The 25,755-nt window shown below is 61.6% G+C and carries 22 protein-coding genes and 1 riboswitch; of the genes, 13 read left to right on the top strand and 9 right to left on the bottom strand.

The features are described from left to right. Window positions 1-31: 31 nt before the first annotated feature. Both F4036_09800 and aroQ read right to left on the bottom strand, forming a co-directional pair. A complete protein-coding gene (locus F4036_09800; GenBank protein MYK38034.1) occupies window positions 32-484 on the bottom strand; it encodes an acetyl-CoA carboxylase biotin carboxyl carrier protein in 453 nt (150 codons plus the stop codon). A gap of 10 nt (window positions 485-494) precedes the next feature. Beyond that, window positions 495-938 carry a type II 3-dehydroquinate dehydratase gene (gene aroQ, locus F4036_09795; protein MYK38033.1) on the bottom strand — a complete coding sequence of 148 codons (444 nt, stop codon included), beginning with the start codon at window positions 936-938 and terminating at the stop codon, window positions 495-497. 144 nt (window positions 939-1,082) lie between these two features. Between aroQ and F4036_09790 the strand changes: the two genes are divergently transcribed. The 4 genes from F4036_09790 to F4036_09775 are packed head-to-tail and all read left to right on the top strand — an operon-like array spanning window position 1,083 to window position 5,731. Beyond that, window positions 1,083-2,864 carry an alpha/beta hydrolase gene (locus F4036_09790; GenBank protein ID MYK38032.1) on the top strand — a complete coding sequence of 594 codons (1,782 nt, stop codon included), beginning with the start codon at window positions 1,083-1,085 and terminating at the stop codon, window positions 2,862-2,864. Beyond that, window positions 2,554-3,915 (top strand): hypothetical protein, encoded by a 1,362-nt coding sequence (locus F4036_09785; GenBank protein MYK38031.1) that lies wholly within the window; start codon window positions 2,554-2,556, stop codon window positions 3,913-3,915. The genes F4036_09790 and F4036_09785 overlap by 311 nt, the downstream gene beginning before the upstream one ends. After that, window positions 3,864-5,060, top strand: a complete 1,197-nt coding sequence (locus tag F4036_09780) for a hypothetical protein (protein MYK38030.1) — start codon at window positions 3,864-3,866, stop codon at window positions 5,058-5,060. The genes F4036_09785 and F4036_09780 overlap by 52 nt, the downstream gene beginning before the upstream one ends. 2 nt (window positions 5,061-5,062) lie before the next feature. Further along, entirely contained in the window at window positions 5,063-5,731 is a 669-nt protein-coding gene (locus tag F4036_09775; GenBank protein MYK38029.1) for a DUF2799 domain-containing protein, read from the top strand. A gap of 62 nt (window positions 5,732-5,793) precedes the next feature. Here F4036_09775 and F4036_09770 read toward each other — a convergent pair whose 3' ends face one another. Continuing rightward, complete coding sequence (locus tag F4036_09770) at window positions 5,794-8,241, bottom strand: TonB-dependent receptor plug domain-containing protein (protein ID MYK38028.1); 2,448 nt, start codon at window positions 8,239-8,241, stop codon at window positions 5,794-5,796. Between the two features lie 367 nt (window positions 8,242-8,608). On the opposite strand from F4036_09770, the gene F4036_09765 reads away from it, so the two are divergent. The 4 genes from F4036_09765 (at window position 8,609) to F4036_09750 (ending at window position 13,843) form a co-directional block, all read left to right on the top strand. Further along, a complete protein-coding gene (locus F4036_09765) occupies window positions 8,609-8,899 on the top strand; it encodes a co-chaperone GroES (protein MYK38027.1) in 291 nt (96 codons plus the stop codon). A 53-nt stretch (window positions 8,900-8,952) separates the two neighbouring features. Further along, window positions 8,953-10,584: a chaperonin GroEL gene (gene groL / locus F4036_09760; protein MYK38026.1), complete on the top strand. Its 1,632-nt coding sequence runs from the start codon at window positions 8,953-8,955 to the stop codon at window positions 10,582-10,584. Between the two features lie 109 nt (window positions 10,585-10,693). Then, complete coding sequence (gene glnE / locus F4036_09755; GenBank protein MYK38025.1) at window positions 10,694-13,603, top strand: bifunctional [glutamate--ammonia ligase]-adenylyl-L-tyrosine phosphorylase/[glutamate--ammonia-ligase] adenylyltransferase; 2,910 nt, start codon at window positions 10,694-10,696, stop codon at window positions 13,601-13,603. 18 nt (window positions 13,604-13,621) lie between these two features. Continuing rightward, a complete protein-coding gene (locus tag F4036_09750) occupies window positions 13,622-13,843 on the top strand; it encodes a zinc-finger domain-containing protein (protein ID MYK38024.1) in 222 nt (73 codons plus the stop codon). Here the strand turns inward: F4036_09750 and F4036_09745 are convergent. Further along, the gene (locus F4036_09745; GenBank protein ID MYK38023.1) at window positions 13,834-14,913 is read right to left on the bottom strand and encodes a glycosyltransferase family 9 protein; all 1,080 of its coding nucleotides are present in this window, start codon (window positions 14,911-14,913) and stop codon (window positions 13,834-13,836) included. The two genes, F4036_09750 and F4036_09745, sit on opposite strands and share 10 nt — an antisense overlap. Here F4036_09745 and F4036_09740 point away from each other — a divergent pair. Next, window positions 14,831-15,580 carry a 3-deoxy-D-manno-octulosonic acid kinase gene (locus F4036_09740; GenBank protein MYK38022.1) on the top strand — a complete coding sequence of 250 codons (750 nt, stop codon included), beginning with the start codon at window positions 14,831-14,833 and terminating at the stop codon, window positions 15,578-15,580. The two genes, F4036_09745 and F4036_09740, sit on opposite strands and share 83 nt — an antisense overlap. An 83-nt stretch (window positions 15,581-15,663) precedes the next feature. On the opposite strand, the gene F4036_09735 is transcribed toward F4036_09740, so the two are convergent. After that, window positions 15,664-16,566 (bottom strand): lipid A biosynthesis acyltransferase, encoded by a 903-nt coding sequence (locus tag F4036_09735; GenBank protein MYK38021.1) that lies wholly within the window; start codon window positions 16,564-16,566, stop codon window positions 15,664-15,666. Window positions 16,567-16,620: 54 nt separating this feature from the next. Then, window positions 16,621-16,847, top strand: a riboswitch (cobalamin riboswitch). A gap of 70 nt (window positions 16,848-16,917) precedes the next feature. Here F4036_09735 and F4036_09730 point away from each other — a divergent pair. Together F4036_09730 and F4036_09725 are read left to right on the top strand one after the other, a co-directional pair. Further along, on the top strand, window positions 16,918-18,936 hold the full coding sequence (locus tag F4036_09730) for a TonB-dependent receptor (protein MYK38020.1): 2,019 nt from the start codon (window positions 16,918-16,920) through the stop codon (window positions 18,934-18,936). Between the two features lie 5 nt (window positions 18,937-18,941). Then, a complete protein-coding gene (locus tag F4036_09725) occupies window positions 18,942-19,487 on the top strand; it encodes a cob(I)yrinic acid a,c-diamide adenosyltransferase (GenBank protein ID MYK38019.1) in 546 nt (181 codons plus the stop codon). Window positions 19,488-19,579: 92 nt separating this feature from the next. Here F4036_09725 and F4036_09720 read toward each other — a convergent pair whose 3' ends face one another. Beyond that, a complete protein-coding gene (locus F4036_09720) occupies window positions 19,580-19,858 on the bottom strand; it encodes an Lrp/AsnC family transcriptional regulator (GenBank protein ID MYK38018.1) in 279 nt (92 codons plus the stop codon). A 102-nt stretch (window positions 19,859-19,960) separates the two neighbouring features. On the opposite strand from F4036_09720, the gene F4036_09715 reads away from it, so the two are divergent. Next, window positions 19,961-20,152, top strand: a complete 192-nt coding sequence (locus F4036_09715; protein MYK38017.1) for a hypothetical protein — start codon at window positions 19,961-19,963, stop codon at window positions 20,150-20,152. An 85-nt stretch (window positions 20,153-20,237) separates the two neighbouring features. Here F4036_09715 and F4036_09710 read toward each other — a convergent pair whose 3' ends face one another. The 3 genes from F4036_09710 to F4036_09700 form a co-directional block, all read right to left on the bottom strand. Continuing rightward, window positions 20,238-20,993, bottom strand: coding sequence for an SDR family oxidoreductase (locus F4036_09710; GenBank protein ID MYK38016.1), 756 nt, complete (start codon window positions 20,991-20,993; stop codon window positions 20,238-20,240). A gap of 29 nt (window positions 20,994-21,022) precedes the next feature. Then, entirely contained in the window at window positions 21,023-23,419 is a 2,397-nt protein-coding gene (locus F4036_09705) for a bifunctional salicylyl-CoA 5-hydroxylase/oxidoreductase (protein ID MYK38015.1), read from the bottom strand. Between the two features lie 84 nt (window positions 23,420-23,503). Then, complete coding sequence (locus tag F4036_09700; protein MYK38014.1) at window positions 23,504-24,979, bottom strand: NADH:flavin oxidoreductase; 1,476 nt, start codon at window positions 24,977-24,979, stop codon at window positions 23,504-23,506. A 227-nt stretch (window positions 24,980-25,206) separates the two neighbouring features. On the opposite strand from F4036_09700, the gene F4036_09695 reads away from it, so the two are divergent. Continuing rightward, window positions 25,207-25,677 carry a MarR family transcriptional regulator gene (locus tag F4036_09695; protein MYK38013.1) on the top strand — a complete coding sequence of 157 codons (471 nt, stop codon included), beginning with the start codon at window positions 25,207-25,209 and terminating at the stop codon, window positions 25,675-25,677. Window positions 25,678-25,755: the final 78 nt, after the last annotated feature.

Genomic DNA, 25,755 nt, shown 5'->3' with positions numbered 1-25,755 from the left:
AGAACCGCCGAACGGGTGGCGAAATACGACACTAGGTCCGGATAACGAAAAGGGGCTGGCCGAACTCCACCGGCTCCGAGTTTTCCACCAGGACGGCGGCCACTTCGCCCGAGTACTCGCTCTCGATGTGGTTCATCGTCTTCATGGCCTCGATCACGCACAGCACGTCGCCGGCGTTGACCCGGTCGCCCACCTTGACGAACGCCGGCGAGGTGGGGGACGGCGCCGAATAGAACGTGCCGACCATCGGCGATGTCACCTGCTCCCCTTCCGGCTGCGCCGGTGGGGCCGGCTCCGCCGCTGGCGCCGGCTCCGGAGCGGTTGGCGGTGCAGCCGCCACGGTCACGGCGGGAGCTGCGGGAACGGCCGTGACCGTGCTGGCGCGGCTGAGACGGACCGACTCCTCGCCGTCCTTTATTTCGATCTCCGCCAGTTCCGACTCCTGCAGGAGTTGAATCAGCGTCTTGATTTTCCTCAGGTCCATCCGAACCCCCTTACGGACTGTCCCGCAGTTGCTCGGCGACGAACTGAATCGCGAGCAGGTAACCCTGCGCCCCGAGGCCGCTGATGCAGCCGACGGCGATGTCCGTGAGCATGGACGAGCGGCGAAACTCCTCGCGGGCGTGCACGTTCGACAGATGCACTTCCACGAACGGCAGCGCCAGTCCCAGCAGTGCGTCGCGCAGCGCGATGCTTGTGTGGCCGTAGGCGCCCGGATTGATGATCAGATATTGCGCGCCTGGTGCGTGCTGCTGCAGCCAGTCCACCATCCCGCCCTCGCTGTTGCTCTGGCGGCAGGCAAGTTGGTGGCCCAGCCGTTCAGCCTCGTCGCGGCAGCGCTGCTCGATATCGGCCAGCGTGTCGCGTCCGTACACCTCGGGCTCGCGCTGCCCCAGGAGGTTCAGGTTGGGTCCGTTAAGTAGAAGAATAGACGCCATAGAATGCTATTTGGCTGGAGAAGATGGCATGTTAGACGCAATTGCAACGCTATGCAACGTCTCTGCAAACATGCTCAGCCTGAATTATGCCGAGTACTATACGACTATGCGTAATCTTCCTTCAACATAAGGGGACGGCAGGCGATGAACAGATTTCAGGTCATCCTGGTCGCGATTGCAGGGCTGTGGTTGGCCGCAGCGATCGAGGCTGCGGATGCTTCGGCACCGCCAGGCTTCAAGCGGCAGATCATCACGCTCAACACGGACGATGGACGCGAAGTCCCGGCGGTTCTGACGATTCCAACTGATGGAGTGAACCCGTACACGGCAGGCTTCGTACACCACCATGGTGGACCGGGCGGCCACCCGATAAGCCATCAAGGCGCACCCAGGTTTTTTGCGGAGGGTGCGGCCAAGGCCGGATACGCGAACGTCTCGGTGTTGTCGAACCATTCACGCTGGTATCCGAACGCGAAGATGGAAACGGCGGTGGCGGACATCAAGGCCGCGGTCGACTTCCTCGATGATTACGGGATCGATGACGTGTTGCTGACGGGACACAGCCTCGGTGGCGTTCGCATTGCCAGATACATGACCGAAAGCGGCGACTCGCGGGTAAAGGCGATGATTCAATTCGCACCCACCAGAGACATGCCGGAATGGATGCGCGGAGGCATGGGACGGAATGCGTACGCGGCGCTGATCGAGGAGGCGCAGGGATGGATCGATCGCGGCGAACCGGGCCACCGGATCGTGACGCATTTCGAACCCGAATCGCCGCCTTGGCCAAGCGGCGTCAAAGTCGCGTACTCTCATACGGCCGAGACTTTCCTGGATTGGTGGGGACCGGATGCGAATACGTACAACACTCGACTGATCACGCAAATTCAGCAGCCGATCCTCTTGTTGGCGGGTGACAAGGACGTTTTCGTCTATCCTGAATATCTCAAGGAGTTGAAGGCCGCGGCAACCGAAAGTTCACGCGTCGACACGATTCTTTATGAGAACGTGACTCATGCGTTTCCGGAGAATCGGACCCAGGTCATAGCCGATACGCTCGCCTGGGTTGAGGACATCGGCTACGGGCCGAAACCCGCCGTATCGACCGATCTCGTCGATGCGGAAACCGCGTCGGGGCGAAAAATGTCCGGGGTGCTTTATGCGCCGGCGAGCGGCGAAGACGTCTCAAAGCCGATTTTCCTGCTGCTGCACGGCTGGAGCGGCGATGCGTTGTGGAGCTCGAACCACTGGCTTGGCGTCCGTCTGGCACAGGCAGGATATTCGGCAATCGCAATGCGTGTGCGGGTGAGCGGTCGGCGCGGCATTACGAGTCAGAGCCTGGACACCATTGTCGAAGACCTGGGCGCCTGGTCTGACTTCGCCTCCAGCCGAGGGTACTCCTCGATAGTCGCGGAAGGACATAGCGCCGGCGGCATCTGGTGGACAACCTACCTCAACGACCGGGACGACCCGACAATCAAGGGTGTCGTCTACCTGGCGCCGACGCGAAACATGGCTGATGCCTTGATTGGCTGGATTGGGCAGGAGGCCTACGAGGATCTCGTTCAGCACGCGAACACGGCCGTTGCAGAGGACCGCAAGCTCATGATCAGCAATGATCTCCTGCCTCCTGAACTCAGGGACCGATTTCCGTTCTTCCAGTACGCCGACGCGTTTCTCAGCTATTGGGGACCCCACGCCAGGACGATCCACACGGACGAGGTCGGCAAGCTGCAAATACCGGTTCTGTCGATTGCGGGTTCCGAGGATGCGCTGGTGCCGCTCGACTACCTCAAGCGGTTCGATGCGGCTGCCGGAGACTCGGAGTATCGTTACTACGACGACGGCGCACCGCATTCTTTGCAGGGCTGGGAGGACCGGACCGCCGCCGACGTCATATCGTGGGTTGAATTACAGGGCTTTTGAGCAACCTCCAACAGTTGCTCCGGACGCCACATTTGCCTCGAACCGGCTTGTGCACATTCAGACGGAGGGTACATCCATGAGCGTTGCGCGTGCATTGATGAATATGGCCTTGACGGTGCCATTTGCCGTTTGGCTTTCGGGCTGCGGCGCGCCCGGCGGATCGAATGTTGCCCCTCCGGGCGCCACCAGTCTGGACGAAGACCTGCAGTACTTTTCCGAACTGCTCAACGGTGAATTCGACAATTTCGAACGTGGGACGGGGAATGCTGAGGACGGCACAACGCCCGAAGCGCGGGTGCACTACGTTTATCGACGGCTGAATCTGCCCGCGTTTGGGGAGCACGTTGTGTACGTTCAGCAGTATTTCGGCGCCGGCGACAACGCTGCAGCAGTGTTCCGACAGCGAATTTACGAAAGTTACGCGGACGCCGGTCGCGATGAAGTCGTTACCAGGATCTGGTCGTTCCCCCCGGCCGACGGACCGAACGTCGTGGATTCACAATACGAACCGGGTCGGCTTGCAGGTTACACGCCCGAGAACATGACAACGTTGCCGGAGGGATGCGAGATTTTCTGGCAACGGAACGGAGATCATTTTGTCGGCTACCAGAAGCCGGGCGACTGCGTCATGAACTTCCCGAACACCGAAACCAGGATGATGCTGGCGGACGATTTGATCTTGTCTCCAACGGTGTTCTCAACCGCGACGCGTGCGCATGATCTGGAGGGCGCCTGGCTTTTCGGCAGCGACATACCCAGTCCAAAGACACGCGTTAGCGTCTATCACTGTGCGGTGAATGTTGAAGGCACCGACGCGAGCATCCGAATCCATGACCAGGGGGGAGAGGCGGGCGTCGGCGACCTGCGACTTCGACTGCGCCCGGCGCCCGAATCGGGGGACAATGTGCTCGCGTTTGAAGTGCTGGATGATGACGGCGCGGTCTCCCGGGCGCTGACTTCGGGCAACTTGAAATTTGAGGATGATTCAATTTTCGCGGAATGTCAGATACCCGAGGATCCCTGGTCGTTTCCGGGCCAGCCACGGAGATGAATAAAGTGGTCAAAAATGAAATGACAAAGGACCCATCGAGACGCCGGTTAATCAAGTCGTCCTTTGGGATCGCAGCGTCGTTGCCGCTGGCGAGCGCCTCGCTGCTGGCTGCGGCGAGCAGTGAGGAAGCGGAGGGCGATGCGATTCAATTCGACCCGAATTATCGGCGCCGGGAACTGCGGTCCGATTCGATCGACTACAGGATCATCCAGTCGCCGGACATCGCAATCGATCCGGCAAATCCCGGGCAAGGCCGAAAGGAAAATCTTGAGCGGATGCTGTCCCTGTTGGATCGTTCATCGACGTTCTTCGGGGGCACGCCCGATCTGATCAGCTTTCATGAGATGCCGTTGCACGGCTTCGGTGAATGGGATCGAAAGCAGATGCTGCGCGTAGCAGCCGAGATTCCGGGTGCAGAGACCGAGGCGCTGGGCAGGAAAGCCAGGGAAATGAACTGCTACATCAGCTTTGGAACCTACGCGAAGGACGAAGACTGGCCGGACCACGTCTTGCTGTTGGGCGTTTTGATCGGACCCGACGGCACCGTCGTCGCCCGACATTGGAAGGCTCGAGGGACGCTTGGGGGCCTGGGGCTGTTCACTTCGACAGTCTATGAATGTCTGGAGCGCTATGTGGAGATGTACGGTTGGGACGAGGTCGTTCCGGTTGCGCGCACCGACATCGGCAATATTTGTTTGACCGGCGTTCAGTACGATCCGTTATTGTTCATGACAATGGCGATGAAAGGCGCGGAATTGTTCCTTCGTTTTGCAACCGGCAGCGTTCCTATGGCAGATGCACAGGCAATGTCACGGAGTTACCGCGTCTATACGGGTTATGCAAACAGCAGCGCGTACCCGGATCATCGCTATTATCCCGGTGGCGTGGGGACCGGTGGCAGCGCGATCATCGATCCGTCGGGCGAGCCGATTGCCGTGGCTGGACCGGCGCAGGGCGATATCCGGGCTACGATTCCGATCAAGGCATTTCGCGATGAACACCGTGTTCCGAGCCCGCAGTGGGAACTTTACGAGCCCGTGTTTCGCCAATTCAAGCCACGATTCTCTCCTGGTTGGTTTCTGAAATATCTTCCTGAATCGTGGGCCGACACCAGAGCGTATTTCGCGGACAAGGCGAATTGGTAAGGATGACAGAGACGAACGTCGGAGATGGCTGGCGTTTCTGCTGTCTGCTGCTGGCGGTGTCGATCGCCGGCGGCTGCGCGACGATGTCGGAGTCGGAGTGCATCAACGCGGACTGGCGCGAGGTCGGACGCAACGACGGACTGGAAGGCAAGCGCCAGACGCAACTGGCCAGGCACTACGACGCCTGCGTCAGATACGGAATTGCGCCGGACCGCGACGAATACATGGCAGGCCGCGAGGCGGGCCTGACCGTCTATTGCACGCAGGACAGCGGCTACTGGGAGGGAAGATACGGGGGCGGCTACGAGCGCGTGTGTCCGGCGAGTTCGGAACCGGCGTTCCTGGCCGGCTACCGCGCCGGGCAATCCGTGTATGACGCCATCGAAAACATCCGCTCCGTCCGCGGGCAAATGGACTCGGTAAAAGCCAGGATCGACTCCCTGGAGGATGAGATCAGGAAGCTTGAGTCCCCGGACGACGAGAGCGACACAACGGAAGAGAAGCCAGCAGGAAACATCTCGGACAGAGTCGCGGAAATCAGGACTCTTGACAGGCAACTCGAATCGCTGCGAGTCCTGCGGGCCGCGGCGGCGGCGGAATACCTGCGCGCGATCGAACGAGCAAACAGCCTGGGCTATCCGGAGGAATTTCGGCTTGAAGAAATCCTCTAGATAGCGGTCGCCACGGCAGGTCCGCGCCGGCCGGAAACCGAACCGGCGCGGATGCAGCCTTGCTAGAACCTGACGCGCAGCGTCGCGCCCACCTGGCGGCGGCGCGGATGCGAAACCGTCAACCGCCACGGGAAGAAGGCGTTGAAGCCTCCCTCGGCCCCGCCGCCGGGCAGCGCATTCGCGAACCAGACGTCGCGGAATGCGGCCACCGGCTTGTCGTCATCCAGCAGATTGTCCGACCACAGTTCCACCGTGTAGCGCTCGGCGTCGATTCCTATCTTGAGGTTGACATAGGTATGCGCGGGGACTTCCGCCTGGTTGGCCGCGCCGACCCATTGCTTGCCCGTATAAAGGACGTCGGTGCGCAGGTACCAATCCATGTCGGCGCGAATTGCGCGCCGGTAATTCAGCGTAAGGTTGCCCTGAACCGAGGACTGGCGCAGCAACTCGTTGCCGCTCACGTCGCCGTCCGGCGCATAGCTGGGAAACTCGGCGAACGACGAGATCTGGGCATCGTCGAACTCGGGATCAGTCACCGAGAAGCCCAGGTTGCCAGTCAGATTGTCGGTTAGCGCCATACCGAATGACGCTTCCAGCCCGAGCACCGAAGCGTCTCCGGCATTCGTATCCAGCGCAAGGACGGACGTGAGCGGCACGCCGTCCGGTCCGACGCTGTAGTACTGCGGTATCACGATCTCGGTCCAATCGATGAAAAAGACTGCAATGTCCGTGCTCATGCGGCCACCGAGATAGGTGCCCTTGAAGCCAAGCTCGTAAGAGGTGTTCTCTTCCGGTTCGATCAAACTCACGAGGGACACGTTCACTCCGTTGATGTTTTCCTCCGTATCGAAATCGAAGGCGCCGCTCTTGGCCGCGCCTGCAATCGACGCGTAGTACATCGTGTTCTCGCTGGGCTTGTAGTCCAGCGTTGCCCGCCACGAGATGAAGTCCCAGGAATTCATCAGGTCCGAACCGGATTCGAAATCCTGGCTGTGCTTTTCCTCGTCCGTCCAGCGCAATTCCACCCGTCCCTTCAGACGGTCGGAGAAGTTGGCGTCAACGGAACCGAACACTGACCAGGCATCCGTTTCCAGCACCTGTTCGACCAGGCCAGTGGTGTCGCCGGCGGGATTGGTAAACCAGCTGCGGAAAACCAGGTCTCCCACGGAAGTCCCGGGAAACACCTGTGGCGCGAACCCCACGCCCGGGAAGAACTGGATGCAGGGGCACAAATTCGCGAATATGAACGGCAGCGGACTCCGCGCGGCCACGCCGCTGTTGCTGTCCTCCGTGTCTACGGTGTAGTAGTAGGCGCCGACCGAATACCGCAAGGGCCGGTCGTCGGGGCTGGTGAAACGAATTTCCTGGCTGAACTCCTCGGTTGAATCGGGTGCGCCGAGCTGAAGCAGTTGGGCCTCGAAGGAACCGAGAACGAAGGCGCGGGGAAACGGCGAGATGGACGACTGGTACGCGAAGGTTGTGCTCGGATTGCCGCGGGAACCGTCGTAGAGGAATGTCTGCTCGACCTTGGAGTACCCGGACAGGGCCGTGAACTCGCCGAGCTCGCTGTCCAGCTTCAGCGTAAGGTAGGCATGGTCCACGTCGCGCTCTTCTCCGTTGGCGCCAGCGAGAACGTACAGGTCATTCTTGCCCACGCCCGGCAGTTCACCGCAGAAATTCGCCAGCCGCTGGCCACGGGCCGCGACGTTCTCGCAGGTCGCCGTCAACGAAGTCTGGGCCGACACGTCGACCTGGTCCTTGGACGTGTAGTAGGACAGTCCCGCTTCGAACCGCTCCGTCGGCGTCCAGTAGAGACTGCCCTGCAGGGTCTGGTAATCGAACCCGCCGATGTCCGGACCGTCGGGAACCTGGTTTTCGTAGGAACCGTCCCACTGGTTCATGATGATCGCAACGCGGGCGCGCAGCTTGTCTTCCACGAGCGGACCGCTGATCGCGCCGGACGCGACGATCCGGCCCCGGTCGCCTAGAGTAAGCTCCGCCTTGCCCTGGAACTCGTCCGTCGGCCGCGCGGTGACAAAATTGACCGCTCCGCTAAAGCTGTTGCGGCCGTACATTGCCGCCTGAGGACCCTTGACAACCTCGATGCGTTCGAGGTCGAGCTGACTGAAATTCAGTCCCTGGCGCCCGGAGACATATACGCCGTCAACGAAGATCGCGGCGTTGTTCTCACGGTCCTGAACCGCCGTGGGCGCAATACTGCGAATCACCGGTACCGGCAGAAACTCGCCGATCAGGTTCGAGAAGGTCATGCCGGGCGTCAGGTCCGCCACGTCGTTGAGATTCTCGATGCCCGCCGCCTGGATTTCGCCGGCGCTGAAGGCGGTAATTGCAAGCGGCACGTCCTGCAGCCGCTCCTCCACCCTGCGCGCCGTCACGACGATCTCTTCGAGGGCGATCGCGCCTTCCTGAGCGCTTACTGTTCCAGGGATAACTGGACTCGCCAGCACGAATGCCGCCAGGAGTCCGACTCGCGTTTGGGTAAAAGTCATCACGTCCCCCCGTGATCAACCGGTCCGCCGCTCATCATATACCCTCCGCGCGCGTGTCGCGTAAACACATTCGGTTGCCGGTTCAGGCACTCGCCAACGGGATGCCGCTCGCTGATTCAGTTGCGCCACCCTGCGAATAGGGGCGGAATGTTGGCGAAAAAGGGCCGGGAAAACGAAAAAGGGCCGGTTCGGTCATCGATTTACCGACAAATACGGCCTTGTGTGCCTATTACTTCGCATTTGGCACTTGAAATCGCAACATCCGTCCCTATCATTTACCCGCCCTCTCGATTAGAGGGCCGTTTGATCAGAAATCGCCGCGCCGAGGGGGCGCGGCTATCGGCATTTCCCACGAGGAGAACGCAACATGAAAATTCGACCGCTGCAAGACAGGGTGCTGATTCGCCGTACCGAGGAGGAACGGAAGTCCCCCGGCGGGATCGTGATTCCCGACTCGGCAACCGAAAAGCCGATCCGGGGCGAGGTCATAGCCGCCGGCAAGGGCAAGGTGCTCGAGAACGGCGAGGTCCTGCCCCTGGAACTGAAGGCCGGCGACAAGGTGCTCTTCGGAAAGTACAGCGGCACCGAAGTCAAGGTGGACGGCGAGGAACTGCTGGTCATGAAGGAAGACGACGTCATGGCCGTCATCGAAGACTAGCCGTCTTCACCTTTCACCTTTCTTAATTCACACCCAATCAGAGGAATACAGCAATGGCTGCAAAAGATGTGAAATTCAGCGACGGCGCCCGGCAGAAGATGATGGCCGGCGTCAACACGCTGGCAAACGCCGTCAAGGTTACGCTGGGGCCCAAGGGCCGCAACGTGATTCTCGACAAGAGTTTCGGCGCTCCCACCATGACCAAGGACGGTGTGTCGGTGGCCAAGGAAATCGAGCTTGAGGACAAGTTCGAGAACATGGGCGCACAGATGGTCAAGGAGGTCGCTTCGCATACCTCCGACGTGGCCGGCGACGGAACCACGACGGCCACGGTGCTCGCCCAGTCGATCCTTACCGAAGGCCTCAAGGCGGTCGCCGCAGGGTTCAATCCCATGGACATCAAGCGCGGAATCGACAAGGCCAGCGCCTCGGTGATCGACAGCTTGGAGGGCATTTCCAAGCCTTGCCAGGAAGACACTGCGATCGCGCAGGTGGGAACGATTTCCGCGAACTCCGATGAAGCTATCGGCCGGATCATCGCCGACGCGATGGACAAGGTCGGCAAGGAAGGCGTGATCACCGTGGAAGAGGGTTCCGGACTGGACAACGAACTGGACGTCGTGGAAGGCATGCAGTTCGACCGCGGTTATCTGTCTCCGTACTTCATCAACGACGCCAACTCGCAGAGCGTGGAACTGGAGTCGCCCTACATCCTCCTGCACGACAAGAAGGTCTCCAATATCCGCGATCTCCTGCCCGTGCTGGAGGCCGTCGCCAAGTCCGGCAAGCCGCTTTTGATCGTGGCCGAGGACGTGGAAGGCGAAGCGCTGGCCACGCTGGTGGTGAACAACATCCGCGGCATCGTGAAGGTGGCCGCGGTCAAGGCGCCCGGCTTCGGCGACCGCCGCAAGGCGATGCTGGCCGACATGGCGATTCTCACCAACGGCCAGGTGATCTCCGAGGAAGTCGGTCTTTCGCTTGAGAAAGCTTCGCTGACCGACCTGGGAACCGCCAAAAAGGTCCAGGTCACGAAGGAGCACTCCACGATCATCGACGGCGCCGGCTCGAGCGAGCAGATCCAGGCGCGGGTCGTGCAGATCCAGCGCGAGATCGAGGAATCGACCTCCGATTACGACAAGGAAAAACTGCAGGAGCGCGTCGCCAAACTGTCCGGCGGCGTGGCCGTGGTCAAGGTCGGCGCGGCCACCGAGATCGAGATGAAGGAAAAGAAGGCAAGGGTGGAAGACGCCCTGCACGCCACGCGCGCAGCGGTCGAGGAAGGAATCGTTCCGGGCGGCGGCGTGGCGCTGCTGCGCGGTCAGTCAGCGCTGGACGGCCTGGAAGGCGACAACGACGACCAGGACGTCGGCATCAAGATCATGCGCCGCGCGCTTGAAGAGCCGCTGCGGCAGATCGTCGCCAACGCCGGCGCCGACGCCTCCGTGGTACTGAACGACGTGGCATCCGGCGAAGGCGATTACGGCTACGACGCCGCGCTCGGCGAATACGGCCAACTCGTGGGCCGAGGCATCATCGACCCCACCAAAGTCACCCGGCTGGCGTTGCAAAACGCCGCCTCGGTAGCGGGGCTGTTGCTCACGACCGAAGCCATGGTCACCGAAAAGCCGAAGAAGGACGAACCCTCCCCCATGCCCGCTCCGGGCGGCATGGACGGCATGATGTAGTTCCTCCCGGTGGACGCCGCCGCCGCAGCCCGGCGGCGGCTGAAGCCATGACGCACGAAGCCCTGCCTTTCCAACGAAAGGCAGGGCTTTTTGCTTTCCACGTGATGTAATCTTTGCCGCCTCCGATTACCAGCCGCCAACCGATGTGAACGCCGACAAGCTTCCAGTCCCCGATCTTTTGCGCGAAAGCGCCGACAAGACGCTCGCCGTGTTGCGGGAAGACGAGGCGCTGGCGCCCAGGCTCGAGCAGAGTGAACTTCTCGCGCCGCTCACAAGGGTATTGGCCTGTTCGCCGTTCGCGGCTCGCAGCTTTTCCCGCAGGCCCGGGATCCTCGACCACCTGCTGTCCGGCGACCGGATCGGCCGGCCGCTGGAGGCGGGCGAACTGGGCCGACTGGCCGGCGAAGCGCTGGTCGAGTGCCGTCAGGAGTCCTCGTTCATGCGCGAACTCCGCTGGTTTCGGCACCGCGAGATGTGCCGGATCCTGTGGCGCGATGTGAACGGGCTCGGCAGCCTGGAAGAGAGCCTGGAGGAACTGTCCGAACTCGCCGAGGCCTGCATCCTTGCCGCCCTGGAATTCGCGCGGGCCAACGTGGCGGAACGGCACGGCCTGCCGCTCACGGCGGAGGACGGGCCCAGCGAGATGGCCGTTATCGGCATGGGCAAGCTCGGTGGCGGCGAACTCAATTTTTCTTCCGACATCGACCTCATCTTCGTCTATTCCGAGGACGGACGAACGAATGGATCCGTCCCGATCGACGCACTGCGTTTCCACACTCTGGTCTGCCAGCAATTGATCCGGGCGCTCAACCAGCGCACGGTGGACTCCTTCGCGTACCGGGTCGATACCCGGCTTCGTCCCTTCGGCAACAGCGGACCGCTGGTAATCAAGACCTCGTCGCTGGAGAGCTACCTTGCCCGCTCGGCCCGCGACTGGGAGCGCTACGCGTGGGTCAAGGCGCGCGTGATCAATCCCTGCGGGATGAGCGAGGCGCTCTACGAGGAAATCATGCGGCCTTTCGTCTACCGTCGCTACCTGGATTACAGCGTGTTCGAGTCCCTGCGCGACATGAAGGGCAAGATCGAACGGGAGGCGCTGCGCAAGGACAAGGCCAACGACATCAAGCTGGGCCGGGGCGGAATCCGTGAAATCGAGTTCATCACGCAATCGATGCAACTGGTGCGGGGCGGCGCCAACCCCGACCTGCGCGGCCGCAGTCTGCGCGGAATGCTTGCGCGCCTGGGCGAGCGGGGCTTCCTGGGCCCCGGCACGTCCGGCGAACTCGACCGGTCCTATTGCTTCCTGCGGCAGCTTGAGAACCGGCTGCAGGGGATGGACGACCGGCAGACTCAGGAATTGCCGGACGACGACGAGGGCCGGGCCCGCCTGGCCTACGCCATGGGTCATTCGGATTGGGAAAGCCTGGCGGAGAAGACCGATTCCCACCGCGAGACGGTAGCCAGGCATTTCTCGACCATCGTGTTTCGCCCGGACGACCTGCCGGAGGCCGAGAGCGGCCCGCCGGGGGACCTGGCCGCCGTGTGGACGGGAGATGCCGAAAACGCCGACGAAGTGCTGAAAGCCTACGGTTTTGCGGATCCTCAGGTTGCGCTGGATTCCATGCAGACGGTCCACCAGGCCTCCGATTACGCGCGACTGGACCAGACCGGAAGGAAGCGGCTGGACATGCTTATTCCGCGGCTGATCGAAGCCGCTGCCAAGGAGCCTGAACCGGGCCTGACGCTGGCCCGCACGCTCAAGGTTATCGCCGCCATCGCCAGGCGCTCCGCGTACCTGGCGCTGTTGTATGAAAACGGACCGGCCCGCGACCGCCTCGTGCATGTCTGCGGCCTGGGCGAGACGCTCGCCAAACAACTGTGCACGGTCCCGGCGCTGGTGGACGAGTTGCTCGACGCCCGCATTACGCAGCAGGTAATGGATCTCGAACAGCTTGAAGAGGAACTGGACTTCCGGCTGGTCAGGACCGCCAACGAATCGGAAGAACTGCGGCTGGCGGCGATCAGCGAGTTCAAGCAGGCGGCCGCCTTTCGGGTGGGGGTGCTGGACCTGGCGGGCGGCCTCCCGCTGATGCGGGTGAGCGACCTTCTTACCGGAATCGCCGAACTCGTGATCGACCGGTCGCTGGAGCACGTCTGGGAAGAACTCGCGGAGCAGCACGGATCGCCCGGCTACACGGTCGACGGCGAGCGAAAGCCGGCCGGTTTTGCAGTCATCGCCTACGGCAAGCTGGCCGGCCTGGAGATGGGCTACGGCTCGGACCTGGACCTGGTGTTCGTCTACGACGCGCAGGGCGAGGACCAGGTGACCGATGGCCTCACGAGCATCGCCAATTCGGACTTCTTTTTCCGGGTCGCGCGCAGGGTGATTTCGGTGCTCACGACGCGGAGCATCACCGGAAGAATGTACGAAGTGGACACGCGCTTGCGTCCGAGCGGCCGCTCCGGAATGCTCGTGTCCTCGCTTCAGGCCCTCGACAAATACCAACGCGAGTCCGCCTGGACCTGGGAGCACCAGGCACTGCTCAGGAGCCGGGCCATCGCCGGCGCCGCCCATGTGCGCGAAGCGTTCGAGGAGCTGCGCGTGAGCGTTCTGCGCGAGTCGGTGCGGCACGAGGATCTGCGCGACCAGGTCATCGAAATGCGCCGGCGGATGCTGGGCGAAGCACCCGTTGTGGGCAAGGGACGCTTCGATATCAAGCATGCCCGCGGCGGATTGCAGGACATCGAGTTCATCGTGCAATACCTCGTGCTGAACCACGCCCACGAACATCCCGACCTGGTCGCCTGGCCGGACAACGTGCGCCAGCTGGAAGCTCTGGCGCGGCACGAGGTGCTGCCCCGGGAAGACGCCGATGTCCTTACGCGATGCTATCTCGAGTACCGCGAGATCCTGCACCATCGCGCGTTGGCCGAACGGCCGCCTCATACTCCCGCCGGCGAAGTCGCCGAGCGTGCGGAAACGGTTTCCGGCCTGTGGCGACGCTATCTGGGCGAGTAACCGAAATATACTCTCGTTATGGCCCAACAAAGTAGCGGACAGAGAGTGACTTCCAACATGGAGCGGCGATATACCGTGTCCGAGAAGGACCTGCCGGTATCCTGCCCGCTCCCCTGGACCGTTCGCTGGAACTCTCATCCGCGGGTTTACCTGCCGCTTGAGCCCGGGACCGACGCCACTTGCCCCTACTGCGGGGCCGTTTTCTCGCTGGCCCAGGCGGATCCCGGCGATCAGGGCTGAACCCAGGCGCGCTCAACCATTTCGATCACGCTGCCCACGGCGATTTCGTTCATCGCTTCGGCGGCGTGCAGGCGGCGGCCGAAGCGCACCTCATCGACTCCCTTGTCCAGCGACATGCGCACAGCCTGCGGGTAGCGGTTCACGGTGTATTCCCGGTTTCCCCAGGGGCCCGAGCGGTCCGGATTGGAACCCGCATACAGGCCCACCACGCGCGTTCCCAATGCCGCGCCGATGTGCGCGGGCCCGGAATCCGGGCAGACGACCAGCCTTGCAAGTCCGATCAGCGCCGCGAGCTGCTTGAGCGTCGTGCGTCCGTTCAGGTCGGTGACGCCCGGGTGAGCGGCGATCACCGCGGCGTAGTCCCGCTCCATCGGACTCCCCGATCCCGTCAGCAGGACCTCGCCGCCGAGCTGGTCCACGACATGCCTGGCCACGCTCGCGTAGCGCTCCGCCGGCCAGTTCCGAAACGCGCCGCGGCGCTGGCTGCTCAGCGGACTCATGACGCAGAAGGGACGGTCGGGCGCCATTTCTGCAGCCGCCTGCAGGTCTTCGGCGCTCAAGGGAAAGTCCCAGCGCGGCGCCGCCGGTCGCTCGATCCCGAGGTGTTCGGCAAACCCGAACAGCGCTTCCATCACGTGTTGCCGGGGCCGATGGGCGATCCGTTCGGTAGTGAACAGCCACTGGAAGTCCCGCGCCCGGCGCCGGTCGAATCCGACGCGCCGCCGGCAGCCGGTCATCAGCGCAACCCGGCTGGCCCGCAACGAATCCTGCATCTGCAGCACCAGGTCGAACCGGCGCGCCTTCAATTTCTTCCTCAGCTCGCGCATTCCGCGGCTCCCGGACCGCTTGTCCAGCACCAGAAAGTCCACCCCGGCAAGCCCCTCCAGCAGGGAATGCTCGACTTGCCCGATAATCCAGGTAATGCGGGTCTCCGGCCAGGCGCTTCGGATGGCCTGCACGACAGGCAGCGCGTGACAGCAATCCCCGATGGCGGACAAGCGGATCACGCACAGGCTGCGCGGCGGGCTCGACATGCTTGAAGAAATACGGACAGCGGGGAAGGATCGCATCCTACACGAAGCGCAAGTCGCCGGAACGGTGACGCCCGAGTGGTTCGAGCATGGCTTTTGGCACCAACGACAGCAGTGGACGGCCGTTTCCGGCGGACGCGGCGCCGGCGGACGAATCGGCGAGGACGGGAAGTGGTTTCTGCGTCACTACCTGCGGGGCGGCAAGGCCGCATTGTTCAGCAGGGACCGATATCTTTTCCTGGGAACGCGGCGCGTTCGCTCGTTCGCGGAATTTCGGTTGCTGGCCAGCATGCACGAAGCCGGGCTGCCGGTGCCGCGGCCGATCGCCGCGCATTTCAGGCGGCGCGGCATCACCTACTCGGCCAACCTGATCACCGAGTGGATCGAAGGGGCGCGGTCGCTGTCCCGCGCGTTGCGCGAGCGGAAAGATGCGCTGGAGATCATGGGGCGCGTGGGCGCCATCGCGGCGCGCTTTCATCGCGCCGGAATCTGTCACGCCGACCTGAACGCAAACAACATCCTGATCGGCCCGGACGGTGGCGTCTGGCTGGTCGATTTTGATCGGGCGCGCCGCCGCTCGCCCGGGGGCTGGCCCAATGCCCGGCTGCGGCGGCTCAAGCGATCGCTGGAAAAACTCGGGCTCTACGACCATCGGGCTTTTCAATTCTTGTGCGAACGCCACGACCGCACCCTCGCGGGCACTTGAAGGCGGAATATCTCCTGGGAGCGAGGGCATGACCCTCGCAGCGTCCCGACCTCCCGCGAGGGCGGGACGCCCTCTCTCCCGGATCACTCGTAGGGATCGGGCAGCGGCGCCGGGCGGCGCTTGAAGCGCCGGTGTATCCAATAGTACTGCTCGGGCGCCTTGCGCACCTCCCGCTCGACCAGCGCATTGACGCGCTCCGCTTCTTCCTGCGGAGAATCTCCGGACAGGCCTTCAAGAGCGGGGAACATTTCCACCTGGTATCTGCCGTCGTGCAGTCGGCGGGTAAACCAGGGCACGACGGGCGCGCCACTGATCCGCGCCAACCGGCCGAGCGCAGTTCCGGTCATCGCGGGTTCTCCGAAGAACGGCGCCAGTTCGGCGGATTTGGCGTCCGTCATCTGGTCGCCCGCGTACCAGAGCACCGCCCCGGAACGCAACGCCTTTACCATGCCGCGCACGTCGTATTTGGAAAGCGTGTCGGAAGCGGTCCTCAACCGGGCGCGATTGACCAGGTAAGCGAATACGGCGTTGCCGCCCGGCCGGTAGACAGCCACCAGTCCCGAAGGCGGAAAGTTCAGCGCCCGGGCGGTGAATTCCAACGCCGGGAAATGCCCGCTCATCGCGATGACGCCCCGGCCCTCGCGGAGCGCGTGGCCAAGATGCTCGTCGCCCTTCACCTCGACCAGTTCGCGTACCTGTTGGTCGGAACACCAGGCGGCCATGGCCAGTTCCACCAGTCCCATTCCCAACGACTCGAAATGCGCCCTGAGCACCGCCTTCCTCCGCGCATCCGACCACTCGGGAAAGCACAACTGAAGATTGCGCAGTGCAATAGCCCGGCGATTCCTCATGAACCGCATGGCCAGACGGCCTGCCACGCGGCCAATGGCAAGGCGCAGGCGGTGGGGCAAGGCTGCCGTCATGCGTATCAGCGCCAGAACCAGCAGTGCCGGCCAGTTGGAGGGATTGTTCAGGGGAAGCGCCACGGTGTGCCCGCTCTATGCGGGCGCATTCTATACAGCCCGGCGCGCAGGCGGCCCCCGGAACGACGGTGGTATAGTGCGGGGCGATTCGTCGGGTGAACGGGAAGCCGGTGCAATTCCGGCGCTGCCCCCGCAACGGTAATCGAGTCAAACGCCGCTCACGCCAGCGTAATACGCGTGAAGGCAGCCACTGTCTCAGGGCAGGAAGGCGAGCGGCGTGGATTGCAGGACCATCTGTAATCCGCTCGAAAGCCCGGAGACCGGCCCGAGCGAACCACGTTGGCAGCGCGGCGGGCGCGAGCGGCGTAAGGGATATCCCTTCGGCCCGACACCCGTTCCTGCCTTGGGCAAGAAATGGAACGGGAGGTTCCCATGGTCTGCATCAAATCCGCGGCGGTACGCCAACTGCCGATATTCCCATTATTTCTGCTGCTTATTGCCGCATATGCGCACGCCCAGCCACAGGGCGCACCGGAGGAATCCGGAGACGATGCACCGGAGACCATTGTGGTCACGGCATCGCGCATTCCGATTGCTTCGGAACAGGCCGGGGCATCGTTCACGGTGCTGGACGAGGAGTATCTCGACCGGCGTCAGGCGCTGACCGTGGAGGAACTGCTGCGTGGAACTCCCGGAGTGGCCGTGAGCCGCAGCGGCGTGCTGGGAACTTTTTCGCAGGTCCGCATGCGCGGCGCCGAAGCCAATCACACGCTGGTCCTGTTGGACGGAATCGAGATCGCCGATCCGGCCCTGGGCGGAGAACTCGATTTCTCGCATTTCCTGGCCGCAAACCTGCGCCGTATCGAAATCGTTCGAGGTCCCTTGAGCGCGCTTTGGGGCAGCGACGCGGTGGCCGGAGCAATCAACCTGATCAGCGCCCCCGAGGCATTCGGGCGATCGCTCACGACCTCCGTCGAGGCCGGGCAGTTCAATACGCGCAGCGGAGCCTTGAGCGGATCAGCCGGTGGCGATGGCTGGGGGGTCGGCGTTTCGCTGGACCACCTGAGCAGCGACGGACAGAACATTTCCCGCACCGGCGACGAGGACGACGGCTACCGGAACAACACCGGCCACGTGGTCGCCCGGTTTAACCCTACCGACCAAATCTCGCTGCGCCTCATCGCGCGCCGATCCCAATCCGAAAGCCAGTTCGACGCGACCTCGTTCCTTACGGGCGTTCCGGCGGACTCGGACAGTTCCACGAAGCGGATCCATACCGTGGCGGGCCTGCAGGGCCTGGCGACCACATCCGGCGGGCGCTGGACGCACCGTGCAAGCCTTACGCATACCGGATCGGAAAACCGCAACTTCGCTTCCGGATCCGAGATCGGCGAAACCAGCGGAGACAAGCTGAATCTCAGCTATCAATCCACATTTCTTTTCCCGCGGCGCAACGAGGACGCGGGCGTATCGCCTTCCCTCACGATCGGGCTGGGACATGAGCGCGAGGACTATCTGCAGCGCGCAGAAGCCTCTTTCTTCGGCGATCCCAACCGCGACCTGAGCACGCAGTCAACCGACGCATTGGCGGAATTCCGCCTGGACGCGAGGGGCGACTGGGCGGCGGCGGCGGCATTGCGCTACGACCGCAACAGCGACTACGACGATGCCTTTTCCTGGCGCGTCAGCGCGCTCAAGCACCTGGGCCTGGGCGTCGGCCTGCACGCAGCGTACGGAATCGGCGTCAAGAACCCCACGTTCATCGAACGCTTCGGTTATTTCACCAATTTCATCGGCAATCCCGACCTGCTTCCGGAATCCTCGCGCGGATGGGAACTGGGCGCTCGCTACGGCAGCAGGGCCGGGACGCTGACCGGCAGCATCACCTGGTTCAGCGAACGGCTGGAGGACGAGATCAACGGCTTCGTGTTCGACCCGGCTTCCGGCGGTTTCACGGCCGGCAACCGGCCCGGCACCAGCCGCCGAAGCGGCATCGAATTACAGGGGCAAGCGAGTATCCTGCCCCGGCTGACGCTCGCCGGCGCGTACACCTGGCTTCGCTCGCGGGAACCGGCTCCCGGCGACACGATGATTCAGGAGCTCCGCCGGCCGCGACATTCCGGCAGTCTGAACGCACATTACGAGATTGCCGACCCGGCGATCGGCATCAATCTGCACCTGGCGTATACCGGCGAACAACCGGACATCTTCTACCCGCCGTGGCCCAATCCCTCGCGCCGGGTGTCGCTGGATTCGTTCCTGCTCGCGAGCCTGACCGCGACCTGGCAGGCCAACTCCCGCGTGCGCTGGCACATCCGCGCGGAGAACCTCGGCGACACCCGCTTCGAGGAGGTCTATGGTTTCCGTGGACCCGGCCGCAGCATACACTTGGGCGTGCAGTTCTCGTTCTTCGAGGAAGCAGACCGGAAATAAGCGACGTGGGACACCGTCTTTCGAAAATCTACACGCGAACCGGCGATGCCGGCGAAACGGGCATCGACGCGAAGCGCCGTTACCGCAAGCATCATCCGCGCATCGCCGCTTTCGGCGACCTCGACGAGCTGAACGCGGCGCTGGGCCTGTTACTGGCCGAACTTCAGCCGGGCGATATCCCTGAGCTGCTGCGCGACGTACAGCAACGCCTGTTCGACACCGGCGCGGAGCTGTGCGTGGACGAGCTGAAGTCCACGTCGCCGGAACACGTGCGCTCGCTGGAGGACGCGATCGACGAACACAACCGCGAACTGCCCCCGCTGAAGGAATTCATCCTGCCCGGCGGCGGACCGACCGCGTCCGCCTGCCACTTCGCCCGCGCCGTGTGCCGGCGCACGGAGCGCTCGCTTTGGGCCCTGCAGGACGAGGAAGGGGGGCTGAATCCCGAGTCGCTGAAGTACCTGAACCGCCTGTCCGACCTGCTGTTCGTCCTGGCCCGGCGCCTCGCCGAAAGCGAGACCGAGTGGCGCGGGACCGGACGCCGCCGCTAGTAGCCGGCTTCCAGCGCCTTGAGCAGCATCTCGCCCACCTCCGGCGTTAGGCGGGCTCAGGGGCGTACTAGCGGATTGGAGCAGACTTCAGCTTAGTCCAGACCCAAGTCATATCCGATAGCCAGCTCTTGGTCAGAGAACGCTCTGAACGCGATCAGGGTCTCCGTTTCGACGATTCCTCGCTGCTTTCGCATATCGTCACTGATGCATTCGGCGAGCTCGTCCATTTGCTGTACCTTGACCACTACAACGAGATCGTATCTGCCGGCCACTGAATAGACTTCAGCGACCCCTTTCACCTCAATGAGCCCCTTAGCCAGAGATGAAATCTGGTCTCGTTCCGACTTAATTAGGACAATCGCTGTCACCATCATCGTACTCCTAACCCGGATATTTCATGAGTAGGGGATAGAGAAACGGCGGAAAGTCCACGGAAATAAGGGTTTTCCACAAGCCTTAAGGGACCAAGCACCGTGACAGAATGGTACCGTACTTCGCTGCAATTTCCATCCGTTAAACGCCGCAAGGTCGAAGCCGATTTCAGCGGTAGCGACATCACCGGCAATGGCGGCATAACGCTATTGTCGAGTGTCGACCGCCAGCTGGGTCTGATCCGTGCAGTTGTATGTGTTCTGCGACCGGCATCTGTTGGTGCCGCCGTTTGATATCCAGGTCTTCTCTCCGTTTATCACATAGCTATCGTCGAGCTCCCAGAGGAAGTGTTCAGGATTGATGTCAGTCATTGTCGTCTCACATTACTTCACCACCGGCAACGGATATCGCCTGGCCGTTCATAGATTCCTGCCGGCAAAGCCAAACAACCGCATCTGCTACTTCATCGGGTCGGATAAGCCGACCCTGGGGATTGGATTTGACCAGTTCGGCAAGCGCCTCTTCCCGTGTGCGCCCCGTCGTCTCAACGATCTTATCGAGCGATCGCTGCACAATATCGGTGTCGGTGTAACCGGGGCAGACGGCGTTGACGGTGATGCCTTTGCGTGCGTACTCGAGTGCCAGCGCGCGCGTAAGCCCGATGACGCCGTGCTTGGCCGCACAGTAGGCGGAAACGTAAGCATAGCCTACTTGTCCCGCCGTGCTCGCGACATTGACGATGCGGCCTGAGCCACGCTGGAGCATGCCCTCGACAACAGACTTCGTGCAGTTATAGACACCGGTCAGGTTGATGGCCAGGGTCTGATCCCAGTGATCGTCGCTCGCCCGAGCGAAGGGCGCCGCTTCGGCAACGCCTGCGTTGTTGATGAGAATATCGACCGCGCCACTCTCTTCCACGGCCGCAGCAACCGCGCCGCGCACAGCGTCGCGGTCCGTTACGTCCGCGACCTGGTATGAGGCACCAAGTTCGCTCGCGGCCTTCTCAAGCCGTTCGGCGTTGCGTCCGGTGATCGTCGCTTTTGCGCCCTTGTCCACGAGCACGCGGGCGACCGCCAACCCGATACCGCAGCCACCGCCTGTGATAACTGCGTGTTTGCCCTCGTACCAGCTCATGATCTTGACTCTACCTTCGAGCGACCCGCCTATGCGCCGCCTTGCAGCACCTCACCCCGCCCGACGGCTATGGCAAGCGCCTCGCTTGGATTTGGGGGTTTAGCAGCAGTTCGTAGTTCGAGCATCTCCTCGTTTTCCTTTTCCGCGAGTGCACCAGCGAGGAACTGGCCGCTCTGATACTGAGGCGGCCAATATTGGCTCCTATTTCCATAGTGCGCTGCAGCCATCAGTACGAAATGGGGCTGATTCATTATCTGGCGGCCAAAGGCCACGATGTCCGTACGCCCTGCGGCAATAAGCGTATTCGCCTGATCGGCTGTCGAGACGTTACCAGCAACAATCGTCGGAATGCCTACCTCGTTACGAATCTGATCCGCAAACGGCGCCTGGAACATGCGACCGAAAATTGGCTCCTCGTCTTTGGTCACCTGCCCGGTCGATACGTTGATAATGTCTACTCCAGCTTTCTTGAGCATGCGAGCAGCGCTCAGCAGATCTTTCTCTGTCAGGCCATTGTCAACCCAATCCGTTGCCGAGATTCGCACGGATAGGGGCCTATCCTCCGGCCACGCGTCTCTGGCAGCAGCAACGACGCGGAGCGGAAATCTCATCCGCGCCTCAATGTCGCCGCCGTATTCGTCAATTCGCTTGTTCGTTACCGGGCTGATGAAACCCGACAGCAGGTAACCGTGGGCGAGGTGAACCTCGATCATGTCGAACCCGGCATGATCTGCGTTGCCGACCGCGTGAACGAAATCAGCGACGACGGAGTCCATGTCAGCAGTCGTCATCTCCCTGGGAATAGCGCTGTGGCCCAGATAGGGCAAGGGCGACGGAGCGATGATTGGCCATGCGCCTTCCTCCAGCGGCTCATCGATTCCGCCGTCCCATGGCACGCAGGTCGCGCCCTTGCGCCCTGCGTGACCGATCTGGGCACAAATCTTGGCCTTACTATTGGCATGCACGAAACAAACGATTCGTTCCCACGCTTCAGTCTGTTCGTCGGACCATATTCCGGCGCATCCCGGAGTAATGCGCGCGTCTTCCGACACGCAGATCATTTCGGTATTTAGCAGTCCCGCACCGCCGATCGCCCGTTGACCATAGTGCACCAGGTGCCAGTCGGCCGGGACGCCATCGACCGCACAGTACTGGCACATGGCGGAGAGCTGAAAACGATTCTCCACGCGCATGCGACCGATCTTGAACGGTTGGAACACGGGGACGACGGGAGTTTCCGTATCGATATCTTCAAAGCCTGTCGTGGCCCTGACATGGTTTGCAAACCACTTGTCAACGCCAGCGACGTAGGCTGGGTCGCGAAGCCGGAGGTTTTCATACGTGATTCGCTTGGAGCGACATATCATGTTGAACGTAAACTGCTCGGGCTCCTGCACCTCCGCATACCGATCGATACGTTCGAACCAGCTCAGCGATACTACGGCTGTGCGCTGAAGCCGATCCGCCTCGTCCTTGCGCACGTCCTGGTACTTCTCAAGCGCTTTGGATACGTCGTCGCCCGTCTCTTGGAAATACCCCGCCAAAGTGATTGCGTCCTCCATCGCGAGCTTGGTGCCCGAGCCGATGCTAAAGTGCGCAGATCTGACCGCGTCGCCCATAAGCACAATGTTCTTGTGATACAGCCGCTCGTTGCGCACGACCGGGAAGGTCCGCCAGATAGAGCGATTGCTGATCATCGGATGGCCGTCGCGATCCTCTTCAAACAATTTCTCACAATAGGCCTTGGTGTCTTCCTCGCTCGCATCTTCCATGCCTGCGTCACGCCAAGTCTTCTCGCTCGTCTCGACGATCCAAGTCGTTGTGCCTTCCTCGTACCGATAGACATGCGCCCACCACCAGCCGTGGTGGTTCTTCCTGAATATGAACTCGAAATCGTCAACGGGCTTTGTCGTCGCTAGCCAGCAGAACTTGTTCTGGCGCCAGTCTATGGACGTGCCGAAATCATCTTGGTGGGCATCACGAATCATCGACGTCAGACCGTCTCCTGCGACGACCAGGTCATGATCCTCCATGTGGAGCTGGTCGAGATCGGTAATGTCTCTGCCGAAGTCGAGCTTCACCCCGAGTTCGTCACAGCGATCGTGAAAGATGTTTAGAAGCTTGAGGCGGGACATGCCACAGAAACCATGGCCCTGAGAGTTGATCGTCCTGCCGTGTATCTTCGTATCGATTCCATCCCAATAGGAGAATTGCTCGACGATTCGTTTGTAGGTTGGCGCGTCAGCCTCCATAAAGCCCTTGAGAGTTTCGTCGGAGAAGACGACGCCGAACCCCCAGGTTGAATCACGATCACCCCTTTCGATAACTGTTATGTCGTGCGCGGGGTTCGCCTTTTTCATCAGAAGCGAAAAATAAAGCGAAGCTGGTCCTCCACCGAGGCAAACGATCTTGAGTCCGTTAGCCATTCCGTTTTCCAGTTTGGTTACGCTTGTCCGCGCCAAACTTTGGCGGGTAAGCGGAAAGGAGCCGATGGGCGCATCAGAAGTACCCTAGTTCCTATTTAAATTATTGGATAGCGGCGCCTTCCACTCGGGCGGCAGAAGGCGCCGTTTGCCGTCATTCGACAGCTTCACGCCTGGGGCATTCTTGTCCTCGCGGTCCCACAGTTCACAAGTCACCTGCTTGTGACGCGTATCGAGCGCTTCGCAGTAGTTTGAGTAGATACAAAGCCGAATATCTTCACCGTGTCCGAGCCGCATTTTCAGAAACCAATCCGGATCCGCAATCGATTGGCGTGCTGAAGCAATGATATCGGCCTGACCACTCTGTAGAAGGCCCTCCGCCTGCTCGAATCCATGAATTCCACCCGCCAAAACAACTGGTGTCTCATAGCCCGCGGCCCGAACAGCGTCCCGGACTTTGGCGGTAGCTGGAACGTTACGGCCGAACGGCCCGCGTTCATCGGAGATGTACTGAGGCATACACTCGTACCCGCTTCGGCCGGTATACGGATACGCAGCCGCGCCGACCTTTGGCTGCTTCGCGTCTTCGAACTTGCCCCCACGCGACAGAGAGAGGAAATCCATGCCGGCGCGCGCGAACGCAACCCCAAAGAACGCCGCGTCGTCGGGCTGATTCCCGCCGTCGATACACTCGCGGGTCAGAAACCGGCATCCCACTGCGAAGCCGTCCCCGACCCTGTCTCGCACCTCGTTGTATACGTTTAGTGGCAGCCTGACTCGATCCTCAGGCTCACCACCAAAGCCGTCGTCGCGCGTATTCAGTGCGGAAAGGAATGAGGCCATCGTGTAGGCGTGGGCATAGTGGAGCTCGACGCCGTCGAAGCCAGCCTTCTTGGCCCGCTCGGCTGCCGCCGCAAACAGTCCGGGCAGCACATCCGGCAGTTCTCTTATGTGCTGCAGGTGAGTGTCTGTGACGCGCTCCCGGTAACCGAACGCGTAGGCCTCGTATTCACGATCTGTGAGAACTTCCACAAGGGCATCGTCCGTCAACTCGCGCAATTTCAAACGAATTTCATCATCACTCAACTGATTGTAGAAGTAAGCGCGGTGCCTATCCGTAACCTGTAAGAAGCGTTCGAAGTACTTTTCCGCAGGCGCACGACGGTTTATGCGGAGGAAGTCAATGAGCTGAATCAAGACCTTTGTCTCGCCGGCGCTTGCTTGCCTGACGGTGTCGGTAAGCTCCTGTAAACCTGGTATGAACCGATCGTCCCCAATGCGCAGCAATGGCCCGCTTGGAATATCACGAATTCCCGTCGCCTCGACGACAATCGCCCCTGGCTTGCCGCGGGCATAACGCTCATACCAATCGAGGATATCCTGCGTCACAAAACCGTCGTCCGATGCACGCCACGGAACCATGGCCGGGACCCAAGTCCGCTGCGCTAACTGCAAGGGGCCCGCATCGACTGGGCTGAACAGCATGGAAGACGCCGCCTCTTCCCGCGTAGGCGACGTGCCCTGTTGCGGCTGATACTTGATGCGCTCTTTAGGCCGCCACATCCACTAACTCCTCCAGAGCTTCACGCATCTCGCAAGGAACGGCCACGCTCTGAATCCGATCGCCGAGACGGTCGGGGCGAATAAACCATGTTCGCATGGCGAGTGGGGACTGATAGACTTGTTGGTTTATTATATACTTAAACTATTAAAGATTAAATATTCTTTGCTCTATAGGGCGTTGCGTGGCAAGCTATCCGGCATTTCAGGTGCCGAGACGTCCTAATCCCATGTCCAATACAGCAAATAGCAAAGATAAGGAGGCGGTCAGAACCTGGCTGCGCATCCTTTCATGCGAAATTGTCGTCGAGCAGAACCTGCGCTCCCGATTCAGGTCCTACTTTTCAAGAACGCTGCCTCAGTTCGACGTCCTGTCGGAACTGGAACGTGCCGACCGCCCGCTGGCGATGTCAGAGCTTTCGCGTGAGCTCATGGTTTCCAACGCCAACGTTACGGGCGTGATCGACCGGCTCGAGAAGAGTGGTCTGGTGGAGCGAAATCGAGCTAAGCACGATCGTCGTGTCCTCTACATTCAGCTCAGCAAAGAGGGTCGTAGACAATTCAACAAGATGGCGAAGCACCATGAACGCTGGCTGGGGGAACTCTTTGGCGGCCTCAACGAGAAAGAGATGTCGCGCCTGCAGTCTCTACTTCTGAAGGCGCGGCAGTCCGCTTCTGCTGCTGCGGCTGATCCTAAGTAGCACGACCGCGAGCGGCTGGTTTCGCGCATGACCGCGGATCTCAAGACTACTCGACAAAAAAGCGTGAGCGGCAGCAGA

Source organism: Gammaproteobacteria bacterium (assembly GCA_009845905.1).
GTDB lineage: Bacteria > Pseudomonadota > Gammaproteobacteria > Steroidobacterales > Foliamicaceae > Foliamicus.
The sequence above is the reverse complement of the archived record's forward strand: the minus strand, read 5'-3'. Positions and strand labels throughout refer to the sequence as shown.